14 protein-coding genes are annotated in these 13629 nt (G+C 43.7%); 11 read left to right on the top strand and 3 right to left on the bottom strand.

The window, feature by feature from the left end; all coding sequences use genetic code 11:
- Positions 1-91: 91 nt before the first annotated feature.
- Positions 92-1333, top strand: coding sequence for a nicotinate phosphoribosyltransferase (gene pncB, locus B2575_RS12680; RefSeq protein ID WP_201605627.1), 1242 nt, complete (start codon positions 92-94; stop codon positions 1331-1333).
- Positions 1334-1339: 6 nt separating this feature from the next.
- On the opposite strand, the gene xseB is transcribed toward pncB, so the two are convergent.
- The 3 genes from xseB to B2575_RS12665 all read right to left on the bottom strand — a co-directional run bounded on the left by xseB (position 1340) and on the right by B2575_RS12665 (position 3764).
- Entirely contained in the window at positions 1340-1585 is a 246-nt protein-coding gene (gene xseB / locus B2575_RS12675; protein WP_045452190.1) for an exodeoxyribonuclease VII small subunit, read from the bottom strand.
- A gap of 62 nt (positions 1586-1647) precedes the next feature.
- Complete coding sequence (gene xseA / locus B2575_RS12670; RefSeq protein ID WP_201539012.1) at positions 1648-3162, bottom strand: exodeoxyribonuclease VII large subunit; 1515 nt, start codon at positions 3160-3162, stop codon at positions 1648-1650.
- A gap of 233 nt (positions 3163-3395) precedes the next feature.
- On the bottom strand, positions 3396-3764 hold the full coding sequence (locus tag B2575_RS12665) for a hypothetical protein (protein ID WP_045446124.1): 369 nt from the start codon (positions 3762-3764) through the stop codon (positions 3396-3398).
- Positions 3765-4078: 314 nt separating this feature from the next.
- Here B2575_RS12665 and B2575_RS12660 point away from each other — a divergent pair, with 314 nt between their 5' ends.
- The 10 genes from B2575_RS12660 (at position 4079) to B2575_RS12615 (ending at position 13530) form a co-directional block, all read left to right on the top strand.
- A complete protein-coding gene (locus B2575_RS12660; RefSeq protein WP_201605626.1) occupies positions 4079-4738 on the top strand; it encodes an alpha/beta hydrolase in 660 nt (219 codons plus the stop codon).
- 300 nt (positions 4739-5038) lie between these two features.
- On the top strand, positions 5039-6139 hold the full coding sequence (gene zapE / locus B2575_RS12655; protein WP_193007911.1) for a cell division protein ZapE: 1101 nt from the start codon (positions 5039-5041) through the stop codon (positions 6137-6139).
- A gap of 248 nt (positions 6140-6387) precedes the next feature.
- Positions 6388-6972, top strand: a complete 585-nt coding sequence (locus tag B2575_RS12650; protein ID WP_413786968.1) for a nitroreductase family protein — start codon at positions 6388-6390, stop codon at positions 6970-6972.
- A 170-nt stretch (positions 6973-7142) separates the two neighbouring features.
- Complete coding sequence (locus B2575_RS12645; protein ID WP_193011029.1) at positions 7143-8438, top strand: NAD(P)H-dependent glycerol-3-phosphate dehydrogenase; 1296 nt, start codon at positions 7143-7145, stop codon at positions 8436-8438.
- An 84-nt stretch (positions 8439-8522) separates the two neighbouring features.
- Positions 8523-8981 carry a SixA phosphatase family protein gene (locus tag B2575_RS12640; RefSeq protein ID WP_296242443.1) on the top strand — a complete coding sequence of 153 codons (459 nt, stop codon included), beginning with the start codon at positions 8523-8525 and terminating at the stop codon, positions 8979-8981.
- A 115-nt stretch (positions 8982-9096) separates the two neighbouring features.
- The gene (gene gspL / locus B2575_RS12635) at positions 9097-10353 is read left to right on the top strand and encodes a type II secretion system protein GspL (RefSeq protein ID WP_296242441.1); all 1257 of its coding nucleotides are present in this window, start codon (positions 9097-9099) and stop codon (positions 10351-10353) included.
- Positions 10354-10401: 48 nt separating this feature from the next.
- The gene (gspM, locus tag B2575_RS12630) at positions 10402-10968 is read left to right on the top strand and encodes a type II secretion system protein GspM (protein ID WP_296242439.1); all 567 of its coding nucleotides are present in this window, start codon (positions 10402-10404) and stop codon (positions 10966-10968) included.
- Positions 10969-11133: 165 nt separating this feature from the next.
- Complete coding sequence (locus B2575_RS12625; RefSeq protein WP_296242437.1) at positions 11134-11679, top strand: DUF4870 family protein; 546 nt, start codon at positions 11134-11136, stop codon at positions 11677-11679.
- Positions 11680-11861: 182 nt separating this feature from the next.
- Positions 11862-12896: a quinone-dependent dihydroorotate dehydrogenase gene (locus B2575_RS12620; RefSeq protein ID WP_060490895.1), complete on the top strand. Its 1035-nt coding sequence runs from the start codon at positions 11862-11864 to the stop codon at positions 12894-12896.
- Positions 12897-13032: 136 nt separating this feature from the next.
- Positions 13033-13530 (top strand): CvpA family protein, encoded by a 498-nt coding sequence (locus B2575_RS12615; protein WP_045446136.1) that lies wholly within the window; start codon positions 13033-13035, stop codon positions 13528-13530.
- The last annotated feature ends 99 nt before the right edge of the window (positions 13531-13629 follow it).

Raw genomic sequence — 13629 nt, 5'->3', positions numbered from 1 at the left:
TTGAGGGCGGGGAGGAAGTCAAAGTTATGTATACCTATTTCGTCGCTGGATTTATTTGGCGGCTTTTCATTTTTGTATTTAAGGCTGTAACATGACCGTTACTCATACCTCTAAACCTTTTGAACCTATTATTACTTCTTTACTCGATAATGATTTATATAAATTTACGATGCTGCAAGCCATGTTGCATCAGTTTCCACAGACACATGGTGTTTATCGCTTTCGCTGCCGTAATAACAAAGACACGCTGTATCCATTGGCTGATATTAAAGAGGCGCTAGAGCAGCAGTTAGACAATTTATGTGAATTACGATTTTTAGAGGATGAACTAGAGTACTTACGTGGTTTGCGCTTTATGCGCTCAGACTTCGTTGACTATCTAGAATTGTTTAAGTTGAAACGTCGTTTTATTACCGTCAGTACGGATGATAAAGGTCGCTTATTTATCGATATCGAAGGGCCGATGATTCAAGCGATGTTCTTTGAAGTATTTGTACTCGCCATCGTTAATGAGCTGTATTTTGATGCGCTATCGAATGCCAGTGTGATTGAAGAAGGGCAGCGCAGATTGGATGAAAAAGTCACATTGTTGCATCAATATGCGATAGAGCAGGAAAAGTGTGATGCTAATACGCCGCCATTAATCATCGCTGATTTTGGTACTCGTAGACGTTTTAGCAAAGCTTGGCAAGCCCATGTGGTTGAGACTTTGCATAAAGCGGAACCAAAAATAGTGAGCGGTACTTCTAACGTGTATTTAGCGAAAAAGCTGGGAATGACACCAATCGGTACGATGGCACATGAGTTTATGCAGGCATTTCAGGCTTTGGATGTGCGTTTACGTGATTCACAAAAAGCGGCGCTTGAAGCATGGGTACATGAGTATCGCGGCGATTTGGGTATTGCGCTGACCGATGTCGTTGGCATGGATGCGTTTTTACGTGATTTTGACTTGTACTTTGCCAAGCTATTTGATGGTCTGCGTCATGATAGCGGCGACCCGTATATCTGGGGTGATAAGGCGATTGCTCATTATAAAAATCTTAAAATAGACCCAAGAACGAAGATTTTAACCTTTAGTGATGGCTTAGATTTAAATAAAGCTTGGGATTTACATCAGTATTTTAAAGGTCAAATAAAGACCAGCTTTGGTATTGGTACCAACCTCACCAATGATATGGGTATTACTCCGATAAATATTGTCTTAAAATTGGTTGAATGCAATGGGCAGCCGGTCGCTAAACTGTCAGACAGTCCAGGCAAGACCATGATTAATAACGACACGTATCTTGCCTATTTGCGCCAAGTATTTGAAGTCGATGAGCCAGAGTAATATTTTTTAAATATCGCTCTTTTCAGTGTTATCTTCTTCAGCGAAGGCGGCATCTAGTGCTTGCTGTACGGCATTGATACGGGTTTCGCAAACGCGATAAGCAGCAATTGACTCTTCCACTGTGGTCATCAGATTATCAATATCTGGCTCATCTTGTTGCTGTAATTCAGCGGCATTGGTTTTTAGAATATCATAAGCCGCCTTAAAGGTTTTTGGGGCGGCCTTTTTGCGTTTGCGAGTAGGGGTTGTCATAAGGTTTCCTAATTTTAAAATAAAGTCTTTGATTAAGTTGAATCGACGGTAGGTTGTACTTCTTATTTATTAATATTTACGTCAATAATCTGTGCTTTTGCTTTACCGTCCTTTAAGAGGATGTGCACCGTTTGTTCTGGATGGAGCTGCGTACCGCTGGTCAGTATTTGCTTGTCTTTTGCATCAGTAAGCATGGTATAGCCTTGCTTGAGCACCCGAGAAGGACGGTGCAGGAGCACAATATCACGCAGATGCTCGCTATCACGCTGTGCTTGTATTAACTGCTGCTGTGCCGAATGCATAATCGTTTTTTGGTTATTTTGACTGGCGCTAGTAGCCACTGTTAACTGCTGATAGGCCGCCGCTTGAATCTGTGTGCGTAGCTCACTGGTGAGTCTGGCGGCTTGCTTGACCTGTCGCTGGGCGCTTTGCTGAATACTACGCCACGCATAATCACTGTCTTTTTGCAGAGCGGTTAATTGACCAATCGTTTGTGATTGTATTTGGCTCAACTGGCGTGTCGTTTGTTGTTCAGCGGTGTTTAATTGACGCTGAGCAGCTTGTTTGATTTGCGCTTGGTATTGCAGCGTTTGAGTGACGAGCTGGGCTAAATGCGTCATGATAGCGGCAATCACCTTTGATGGGGTATCAAAGCTAGTATGCGCGACTTCATCTAAGATAACTTTATCACGCTCGTGACCAATGCCAACCCAGACAGGGATGGGCTGCTCGGCAACCAATGCTGCCAATTCATAATCATTTAGATAGGCTAAATCACCGACCGCACCGCCGCCACGAATAATGACTAATAAGTCTGGCAGGTGCTCATAAGTGCCGTAAAACTGCTGTTGGGCGTTAACGATTGCTTGGCGGATTTCGCTTGGCGCATGATTACCCTGAAAGGTCGCGTTATGATAATGGAAATGACAGGCACCTGTGCGCGCTAAGCGATCAGCGTCGGCTTGAAAATCACCTAATCCGGCGGCTTTTTCAGGGGCAATGACCAGCACATGCTCAATATCAAACGGAACAGGCAGCTGTTGATTCAGGTTTAATAAACCTTCTCCTGTCAAGCGATCGACCATCTCTGCATATTGCCGCGCCAAGTCGCCTAACGTGTAGCTAGGGTCAATATCTTCAATAGTGAGAGAGAAGCCATATTGCGCATGGAAGCCTGCGGATACTTTGAGCAATACCGTCAAATCACGATCAAGCGGCATACCTGTTGCGCGCTCAAATTTTGCTAAGACGCGTGCTGCTTTAAAGCGCCAAAGATTGCCGCGGCAGCTAGCAATGACCTTACCGTCCTCATCTTTTTCTGCCAATTCAAAGTAATAATGCCCGCCTTTGCTAGATAGATTGCGAATCTCTGCTTTTACCCATACACGGTGGTTAAAGGTCTGTTTGATAACCATATCAACGGCTGATAAATAGTCACTCAACCGCAGAACGGTATCTTCTAAATTGACTTCAATATTATTTTCTTGCTCAGCTAACTCGGCTTCCAAGGTCGCTAAATCTTTAGCAGGCGCTAATACCTTAGCTGGTTTCATATTTGACAGGTTGGGTTTGCGCATAATAATAGACCAAAAGTGAGGGAGCTTAAAAACGGGCTGTTTATAGAGTAAGAGTCATAAAAAATCAGAAAGGGTAGTTTACCCCAAAAGCGAGCACACAAAAAGAGAAGCCAACCCGTCAGCGACTAATATATTCCTATCGCTGATTGGTTGGCTACATACTTTATTAAATAACAAGATGCTTTATTAAATAACGAGCCGCCAAATAAGTGCTTTATGAAATAATAATTGTTTTATTGGCAACGAAAGTTGATTTTATACTCGTAATCGTCATCACGTGATAAGTTCGGCGAGCCCGTACCAAGGATCGTACCGAGGACGGCACTGGCTTGCCCAATCATCCGACCTGTATTTTCATCTAAAATACCGTTATAAGTGACTTTGTCATCGACGATAATAACTTGCTTACCTCTGCAAGTCTTTTGTGCGCTGTCTATCGCATTTTGCTGTGCTTTTACTTTGCTATCGGCGATGCCAGTCGTCTCATAAATAGAGTTGGCACGCTGGATAACTGGTGATGAAGGCGTAGTTTGGCAAGCACTTAGGGCGAGTGCTGCCGCCAAAGTAGCAGTCAGTGCAGCGGTTTTATTAATAGTATTCATAAACGATTCCTAATGTCTGTCAGTCATACATAAAGTTGAATATCGCAGCAAAGTTGAGGATACGCCATGCACGTATCAGTCCATAGGTGGCTCAACAACTATGATGAATCTACCCTATTCGGCTCTGGGGTGTCTAGTCGGTTATTGTGTGCGGTATTGCAGAGACCGCACATATTCATCATATATTCATAGGCGACGTTTACTTATGATGAGCGAAAATGAAAATAAGCGGTACTATGACACAGCAAATCACTTGAAATATAAACCATATCTAGGATAATTGACCTATTCATTTTTAATCAATAAGTAATTTTATGCCATTAATTCCTGCTCCTGCTGGCGTGCTCGAAGTCGACGCGCTTTGGCAACAAGACAATCCTAACAATCCAAATACCGATACAGTGGCGTTACTGTGTCATCCCAATCCGTTATTTGACGGCACGATGAATAATAAAGTGGTAACGACGATGTATCGCTTTGCTCGTGATAATGGTATGCACGTGATACGCTTTAACTTTCGCGGTGTCGGGCAGTCGACTGGCGAGCACGATTATGCGGATGGTGAAGTCGTAGATGCAATGACCGTGCTACAATGGATTGCAGAGCAAACCAATGCGCGCAAGTTATGGTTGGGTGGTTTCTCTTTTGGCGGTTATGTGACAGCACGGGTGGCTGAGCAGGTGCTTGAAGCCCCTCATATTTGGGGGCTAGGCGATTTTGAGATTACTAAAATCGCCCTTATTGCTCCATCCGTTGAAAAAAATGACAGCAGTGATATAAGCTTGCCAGCCGATAAAACGTTTGAGATTTATGGCAATGCTGATGAAGTGATTGACCCTGATAATATGCAAGCATTTGCGGAGCGATTGGGGATTGCTGTCAGCATCGTAGATGGCGCAGGGCACTTTTTTCATGGACGTCTGTCAGAATTGAAAGGCTTATTAGAAAAGCATACCTTTGGTAGCGACGCTTAGTTGTTACCTAGGGCGTGTCATCAATTAGCACATGAATACATTTAGTGGTCTTAAAATGGCTAAATTTTGCTAAACATCGTCAGAAATTTTGTCAATATGTTCATATTAACGGCAATTGCTTCCTTGTTTATCTACAATTTTTCTCATTTTAAGCCTCACAATCTAATTGATGACACACCCTAGTAATATTAGGATAGAGAACCGCTATTAAGTCATGAGCTCTGATCGCTTTACTTTGACGAGTTCATGCAGAGTCAACCATTACCTTACTATTTATTTTGTCTAATGATGAGTCGTATTATGAGTTTATCTCCATTGCAACGTTACGAGCAAGCCGTCAGTACAGATGAGTTTACTCGAGATGAGCAGCAATTTAAGGCCATGAGCTATCTTGATGAGATACATCATCAGCTCATCAATAGTGCGCCACAGAAGAAAGGCTTTTTTAGCTTTTTAAAGTCCAAGCCGACAGCACCAACGGGTTTGTATATGTGGGGCGGGGTAGGTCGTGGTAAAACATGGATGATGGACATGTTTTATGATTCATTGACCATTGATCGCAAGATGCGTCTGCATTTTCATCATTTCATGCAGCGTGTTCATCAAGAGCTAAATAAGCTGCAAGGTGAGAGTGACCCATTAGAAAAAGTCGCCGACATCATTTATGCAGAAGCGGTTATTATCTGTTTCGATGAGTTCTTTGTTTCTAACGTTTCTGATGCCATGATTTTGGGTGATTTATTTACCATGCTATTCAATCGTGGTATTACATTGGTCGCCACCTCAAATATTGAGCCATCAGGGTTGTATAAAGACGGCTTACATCGTGACCGTTTTATGCCCGCTATCGCTGAAGTGGAGCGTCATACTACGGTGATGAATATCGATTCTGGTATCGACTATCGTTTGCGCGTATTGCAGCAGGCAGAGCTATATGAATCGCCTATGACGAAAGCGAATCATCATTGGTTAGCCAACCGTTTTGCCAGTTTATCCAATAACCAAAAAATCAGTAATGAGCCGATTACGATTAATGGTCGCGAAATTAGAATTAACGCTCGCACTGAGGATATTTTATTCTGTGATTTCCGTCATTTATGTATGGAGCCACGATCAGCGTCTGATTTCATCGAAATTGCCAAGCAGTTCAGTACAGTATTGGTCAATGCCGTGCCTGCCTTAGACGATGACTTACGTGATCCGACCCGTCGGTTTATTTATCTGGTTGATGAGTTTTATGATCGCCGTGTTAAGTTGCTGGTTAGAGCACAGCAGTCGATTTTGGACCTATATCAAGGAGAGAAGTTGGCGTTTGAGATTGAACGGACACGCTCGCGCTTGCTTGAGATGCAGTCAGAGGATTATCTGCGCATGGAGCATCGGGTCGATGATGCGGCATAATCAAAGCCTCTTCATAGCCGATGATAATCTACAAGTTGTCGATTAAAGCACTCATGGTTTTTCATTCAAGTCACTCATACTCAATATTGGCATATATTCGTTTGACATAACATGTTTTTTGACAGTATCGAGAGCAAACCAAAGCATTGGTTTTTTGCATAAAAGATAATAATAAATAAGGAGCGGTAATGACTACATCCGACGAAAATGATAAAAAACTGTCGACCAAAGACATCACCACAGACAGTATGCCGATTAGCAGTGAAGAAATGATTGGTTGGATCAACTCAAGGCGCAGTATGGGCAATTTAGATTTGCCCGCACCGACACATGCCCAAATCGAAATAGCGATTGAGTGTGCAACGACAGCGCCAGATCATAAAAAACTGCGTCCATGGCGTTTTATAGTGACACAGGGGGATGCCCGTCATGAATTGGGCAATGCTTTGGTCGCAGCGGCTCAAGCCAAAGCAGTGCAAGAGGGCGAAACGCTGTCCGAAAAGGACATCGCAAAAACTCAGGCCATGCCATTAAGAGCGCCCGTCATCATCACGGTTGTCACAAAAATACAAGCGCACAAAAAAGTTCCCCCTTTTGAACAAATGCTAAGTGCGGGTGCAGCTGTACAAAACCTGATTTTGGCGCTAAAAGCCCAAGGTTTTAGTACAGTGTGGCGTACGGGACTGCTATGTAATGAACCTGCTGTTAAATCATATTTTAACGTTGGTCCAGATGATTATGTGACGGCTTTTGTTTATACTGGCACCAGTCCCAAAAATGAACCCGCCCGTAAACCGATTGATATCGAGTCTTTAGTGCGATTTGAGTCATAATATATCTAAGCGCTGTTTAGTGGCGCTTTTCTCTTGACGAATACCGCTCTCTAAAAAGACAGTCGGTCGTATAGCAAAAAGATAGATAGCATCAATACTCTAAGCTCTAAAGCGTCATAAGTCATTATAAATTCTATTAATAATAAATCAGCCAATACGGATAACAGCAAATGACCAGCCCTAATGATAGCAACAAAGACATCAGTAGCGATAATACTGAGGTGAATACGAATGCCCCTGAAAAGCAAAATAGTCTGCTGGCAGGTATCATCGAACGTGCTACCAAATCGGGTATTGGTCGTAAAAAACTCAATCCTAGCGCGGTAGAATCAGCAGTGGCAAAAAACATGGCGGATATTCACAGTAATCCTACCAAGCTACGTTTGGCGTTTTTAGGCGGTGGTAGTTTTGGTACAGCAATGGCAAACTTGGCTGCACGAAATGGCTGTGATACCACGCTGTGGGTACGTAACAAGCGTACGGTAAAGGCGATGGTAAAAACGCAGACCAATAAAAAATATTTACCAGGTTATAAGCTTGATGACAGTCTTAAGTACAGCCATGACTTGGCAGCAGCCGTCAAAGATAAAGATATCGTTTTTATTGCGGTGCCTGGTTTGGCTTTTCGTGAGACCCTAAAGAATATTGCACCATTTATCAGTGGTCAGTCTATTGTGTCATTGACCAAAGGTATGGAGAAAGATACTTTTGCCATGATGAGCGACATTATTAAAGATGAGCTACCTGAAGTGAATTTTGGTGTCATGTCGGGGCCAAACCTTGCGATAGAGATCATGAAAAACATGCCATCAGCGACCGTTATTGCTAGTGAATCTGAGCCATTGCGCCATGCCGTACAAGCCGCATTACATAGTGCGTTTTTTCGAGTGTTTGCCAGTGATGATGTCAAAGGTGTGGAGCTTGGCGGCGCGCTAAAAAATATTTATGCGATTGCCATGGGAATGGCGGCAGCTTATGATGTTGGCGAAAATACCAAGGCAATGATCTTGACCCGTGCCTTGGCAGAGATGAGCCGCTTTGGCGTGGAAGCGGGTGCGAATCCACTGACGTTTTTAGGGTTGTCTGGTGTGGGTGATTTATACGCCACTTGTAGCTCAGAGCTCAGTCGTAACTATCGTATCGGCAACATGCTCGGTCGCGGTATGAGTATTGAGGCTGCGGTGAAAAAACTCGGTCAAACGGCTGAAGGGGTCAATACCATTCAGCAAGTGCATGAGAAAGCTACCAAGCAAGGCATCTACATGCCTATTACCCATGCATTGTATGCGGTCATTTATGAAGATAAAGCAGCATTAGGTGTGGCGTTACATCTCATGGAAGCGGGCTTCCGTAGTGATGTTGAATTTGTAATGGCACATGATCATAGTAATGCGGCGCTAACTGCGCAGATGAAGACGTCAAGCGATAGCACTGATGATGAAAGTGGCGATACTGACAGTAAGTAAAAATCCCAATGTTAAATGATGACGTTGTTCTAAGAATGATTATTGTGTAAACAACGTCATCATGACAATGCATAAAGGAAGGTTATGAAAATTATACTAGTACGTCATGGTCAAGCAGAAGATGAATCACGTCCAGACAGCGCGCGCCAGTTAACTGACTTTGGTCAACAGCAAGCAATGCAGACGGCAGAGTATGTGATGACTCACTATCATCCTGATTATTTTGTCGTCAGCCCCTATGATAGAGCGCAGCAGACGCTAGCAGTATTTCAGACGCGCGCGCCCAAGGTTCCAGCAATCGTACAGGAAAATATCACGCCTTCTGATGATGCGCGTCAAGCTTTAATAGATATTGCGGATATTGACGCTGAATGTCTGGTAGTGGTGTGTCATATGTCTATCGTTGCTTATATCGCTGGTCTATTAACCGGCGATTATCCTGAATCATTTTCTCTTGCAGAAGCAAGGGTGTTTGAGATGGACTTTGTAATGGCAGGTATGGCAAGAGAGATTGATCGTTTTGTGCCTGAGCAGCCGTATTGAGATTAGGTCGAATCGTCAGTGATACTGTTGACGCTTAGTAGTGTTAAACTGGTTAAAGAATGAAATTGTCTGAATCCTACCTTTAAAACAGCTTTAATAATTAAGGACACGCTTAGTGTTACATGTTTGGTTACGAGCGCAGCATAGCCCGCTAGCTGTCTGGCATGAAGATATTCAGCAATGGCAAACGGTCGATGGTTGGCAACAGCTGCAAACAATCTATGGCAATTATAAAACCAATGCGCAGAAGACTTTGTGTGTATATTTTCCATCAAGCCATATATTGCAGGTAGATACTGAGCTGAATGCGACTCAGCTTAAACAGCTGGGCAATAGCGGCAAGCAATACTTGTTTGAAGAGACATCCTTGACCCCTGTCGAGCAATTGGCGATTCGGCAAATCAGTGAAGCCGATAATCACCAACTGTATGCACTGGCGCAAAGCGATATCGAGTCATGGCAGCAGAGTGCTAAGCTCGCTGGCATGAGCATAACGGCGTTACTGCCTGATTTTTTATTGCTGCCAACGCCAGATGAAGGGGCAGGTCAGCAAGTAACACTGTATCAAGATGAGCAAGCCATGCTACTGCGTCAGTCATTGCGACAAGGTATGGCTGTCAGTTATTTGCCCTTAATTTTTGAACGTTTCCCGCATTTAAGTGAAGTGAATATATTGCCGCCCATAACGGCTTTAGATGATCTTTCAAAGCCAACAAATTCGTCAATGCCCACGAGCTTTATGGCACAAACGGCCGCGCTTGTTGCAGATCATCAGTTATTATTAACTACCTTGACTACGCCACCCAAGCCTGTTGACAGCCCTGAGCGTCACGCGCTTAACTTCTTTATTAAATCAACGGACTCAAAGCTCTCACCGTATTTGCGTGTGGCAGCGATGGTCGCGTTATCGGCACTGGTATTACAGATGGCGACCGATGGCCTGCAGTGGTATCAGTATAATAAGGCGGCGGTAGCGACCAAAGCTGAGATTGCGGCGCAGTATCAAGCTTGGTTTCCAAATGAGCCATTAAGCTCGCGCACCAAACTGCAAGTGCAATTGCAACCAAAGCTGCGCAGTGACAGCCAAGCACCAGCCTCTCATATGGCAGCATTGACTCGCATATCCCCGTTAATCAAACAGTCTTCACTGCGGGCGCAAGCGTTAGTGATGCAGCCATCAGCGCTCAGCTTTACCTTGATTGCCTCTGACCGTAATAGTCTTGATAAGTTTACGAGCACACTTGTTGCGCAGGGTTTAAATGCCAAGCTTGCACAGGTAAACAGTAATGAGCAAGGGCAGTTTAGTGGTCAGGTTACGGTGAATGTCGTAGAAAATAATGACACGACGCGAACCAATGTAGCGGCATCATAATTTATTTGCCAACTAGGCAGTGGTAATAAAAGTCAAAAAGGTTGGAAAATGAAACGATTGCAGCGCCGCACCAAACGTAATAACATCACGCCAGAGACCAGTAACAGTATTGGAACCAATGTGCTGTCAACGCGTGTAAACAATTTCCAACAGATGCTATCGTTACGCTGGCAGGCACTTTCGCCACGTGATCAGTTGGCATTGGCCGTACTGTCTATTTTCTTATTATTGTTCATTGGTGGTTATGGTGGTTATAGTATTCATCAAGCGGCAAACGACAGTAAGCGCGACTATCAAGAGCAAGTGGCTGATTATTTTTGGTTGCGTGCCCAAGCTGGCAATATCGATAGTAATGCGATGAATACAGCGGATGGTGAAGCCGCCATGCCACCTGCCAATAGTATCAGTGCATTGTTAAACAATTCAGGTATTGCCAACGCCCAAGTCGTTGCGACGGGTGATGCCGTGCAACTGAGCTTCAATCATGCCAGTCAAGCGGTGGTCAGCACAGCACTTGGAAAGCTCGAACAGCAAGGTTGGCAGTTCAGTCAGCTATCGATACAGCAAGATTTGGTTACCAAAGCCATTCAAGTACAAGCGACTGTCACCTCATAAATCGATATGCTGTGGAAACTGGAAGTATTTTAATTCTCGTCTATTGTCGCCCCAAATTAACTGATCATCAGTTTCTAAAATAACCATTTGTCATTAGTGTCATTGAAAAATTGCACGTTTGACACAATTAATTAACTATCACACAGCCAGAGATGGATATTTAAGATGAATCAATCTTCTGATCGCAAACCTGACACGCGTAGCCATCAGCAGACCAGAACTGCTGAACACCAGAGTAATGCGTCAGTTGAAGCTGCATTTGATTATGAAATGACTCAGCAAAGGCAGAGCTATGGGGCGAGTGACAATATGAGCAATGGTAAGCGCCGTTCTTTAATCACTTATAATCACATTACTTATTTTTTATACGTAATTAGCTATTTTACCGCTGGATTACTGTGGGTTGTACCAATTGTGATGAACTATGCGAAGCGCCATGACGCAGAGGGTTCGTGGTTGTCCACGCATTTCGATTGGCAGATTAAGACCTTTTGGTATAGCATCGTATTTTTCTTCTTAGGCATTATTATCGTTACCTTTGCATTAGGGGGTTTTGGCATCAGTATGCTGGCTGATAGCAATAATATTGCCATTGGTTCGGTATTGTTAGCGGTATTTGGCCTGCTAATCATGATTTTCACCTTCATATGGCATCTTTATCGTATCGTCCGTGGTTGGATAGCCCTGACGGATGGTCGTCCTGTACCTTAGGGACTGTAGAATACATCAGTCAGTTCCTTAGCCAATATGTAGGTATAGCTATTAGCACTCTAATACAGAAATTTAGCGCATGAAACTTTGCTCTTATTTCTGTTAAGCTGATATAATCGCAGCGCTTGATTTTATTCGCACTATTCACTCACTATTTCTTTCGAGCAGGGTCTGCCATTACTATGTCTTATGCCTTACTTCGCCCTTTTTTGTTTAAGATGGATCCAGAGCACGCCCACGAGATGACCTTATCTTTATTAGATAAAGCTCATAAAGCACGTGTTTTAGGTTTGGTATACGGTCAGTCAATGCAGCCCACAGACTGTATGGGCTTGCAATTTACCAATCCGGTCGGCCTAGCGGCAGGACTTGATAAAAATGGTGATTATATCGATGCGTTGGCTGAGCTGGGCTTTGGTTTTATAGAAGTGGGCACGGTCACGCCAAGACCGCAAATAGGCAATGATAAGCCAAGGTTGTTTAGAATCAAGCAAGCAGACGCTATCATCAATCGAATGGGTTTCAATAACCAAGGTATCGATTATCTGATTGAAAACGTCAAGCGCTGTCAATACAAAGGCAATATTGGGATTAATATTGGTAAAAATGCCGATACACCAGTAGAGCAAGCCGCCGATGATTATGTCTATTGTTTAGAGCGTGCTTATCCGCATGCCTCCTATATCACCGTTAATATCTCCTCACCAAATACTAAGAATCTGCGTGATTTACAAAGTGGCGAGGCCTTGACTCAGCTTTTGGATACGATTAAAAATCGTCACAGCCAATTAGCCACTGAATATGGTTTTTATGTGCCACTGGTATTGAAAGTTGCGCCTGATCTAGAGCCGCTACAAGTAGATTATATCTCGCAGCAATTGCTCGATTTTGAGATTGATGGGTTGATTGCGACCAATACAACGTTGAGCCGTGTTGGTGTTGAAGATTTACCTGATGGTGAGCAAGCAGGTGGTCTATCCGGTCGCCCAGTCAGCCACATTAGTACCCAAATTTTACAACAGTTCTCCGATCAGCTAGATGGTAAAGTCGCTTTAATAGGCGTCGGCGGTATTGACAGTGGTGCAAAAGCCGTCAAAAAAATCGAAGCGGGTGCAGATATGGTGCAGCTCTATACGGGGCTCATTTATCGTGGTCCTGGGCTGGTACAGTCTTGTATTCAAGCAATCGGTGGCTATTACGACGCGATGGAGCTATAGCGGATCAGTATTCCTAGCTCATTACCTATCAGATGCACAAGACGACTGTATTTTGAGCTGAGTCATCAAAGATTAATATGTCACAAAAACGAAAGTAAATATCCGATAAAAATCAATAAGGTATGAGGCGTAGAACATGAGTGGTCTGGATATCGTGATTGCTATTGTTGTTTTGATCGGCTTATGGCGCGGCTTTCAAGTCGGATTGATTAAAACAGCCGTTGGTCTAGTCGGTTGGTTTATTGCCTTGATTGCTGCCACGCGTTTGGCAGGAGTGGTTTCGCCGCAACTATCAGGCATGGTACAAAACCCTGTTTTACAAATGGCAATGGCATTTTTATTGGTAGTGATAATCATATTGGCCATTATGCACTTAGTGGCGTTTGTATTCTCAGGCGTGCTTAAAACCTTACGCTTGGGTGTCGTTGACAAAATGGCAGGCGGTGTACTGGGTGCTGCTAAAAATGTACTGATGGTCTTAGTTGTGCTTAGCGTCAGTGCGCCGTTACTGGTGCAAATGCCACAATGGCAAACGTCAGTGCTCGCGCCTGAGCTATTGCCTTATGCCCCGATGGGTAAAGCGTTGGTCTCAGATGTGTTAGGTATGGCTTGGGATCAAGTCAATCAGTCGTAAGTATTTTTACGGTTAGCCTTTAATGTATCAATGATTCGATGCTGATAGCTTGGGTTTGTGGTGCTAGAGGTTATCGCTTCTATCATATCCTCTTTGTAA

The organism is Psychrobacter sp. UBA6739 (genome assembly GCF_002453835.1).
Lineage (GTDB): Bacteria > Pseudomonadota > Gammaproteobacteria > Pseudomonadales > Moraxellaceae > Psychrobacter > Psychrobacter immobilis_A.
This window is presented reverse-complemented; position numbering and strand designations above follow the sequence as displayed.

Excerpts from the sequence above, each read along its gene's own strand:
- xseA (WP_201539012.1), bottom strand. The coding sequence starts at position 3,162 with ATGCGCAAACCCAACCTGTCAAATATGAAACCAGCTAAGGTATTAGCG.
- B2575_RS12620 (WP_060490895.1), top strand. The coding sequence starts at position 11,862 with ATGTCTTATGCCTTACTTCGCCCTTTTTTGTTTAAGATGGATCCAGAG.
- gspM (WP_296242439.1), top strand. The coding sequence starts at position 10,402 with ATGAAACGATTGCAGCGCCGCACCAAACGTAATAACATCACGCCAGAG.
- B2575_RS12625 (WP_296242437.1), top strand. The coding sequence starts at position 11,134 with ATGAATCAATCTTCTGATCGCAAACCTGACACGCGTAGCCATCAGCAG.
- B2575_RS12615 (WP_045446136.1), top strand. The coding sequence starts at position 13,033 with ATGAGTGGTCTGGATATCGTGATTGCTATTGTTGTTTTGATCGGCTTA.
- zapE (WP_193007911.1), top strand. The coding sequence starts at position 5,039 with ATGAGTTTATCTCCATTGCAACGTTACGAGCAAGCCGTCAGTACAGAT.
- B2575_RS12665 (WP_045446124.1), bottom strand. The coding sequence starts at position 3,764 with ATGAATACTATTAATAAAACCGCTGCACTGACTGCTACTTTGGCGGCA.
- B2575_RS12660 (WP_201605626.1), top strand. The coding sequence starts at position 4,079 with ATGCCATTAATTCCTGCTCCTGCTGGCGTGCTCGAAGTCGACGCGCTT.
- B2575_RS12645 (WP_193011029.1), top strand. The coding sequence starts at position 7,143 with ATGACCAGCCCTAATGATAGCAACAAAGACATCAGTAGCGATAATACT.
- B2575_RS12650 (WP_413786968.1), top strand. The coding sequence starts at position 6,388 with ATGCCGATTAGCAGTGAAGAAATGATTGGTTGGATCAACTCAAGGCGC.
- B2575_RS12640 (WP_296242443.1), top strand. The coding sequence starts at position 8,523 with ATGAAAATTATACTAGTACGTCATGGTCAAGCAGAAGATGAATCACGT.
- pncB (WP_201605627.1), top strand. The coding sequence starts at position 92 with ATGACCGTTACTCATACCTCTAAACCTTTTGAACCTATTATTACTTCT.
- xseB (WP_045452190.1), bottom strand. The coding sequence starts at position 1,585 with ATGACAACCCCTACTCGCAAACGCAAAAAGGCCGCCCCAAAAACCTTT.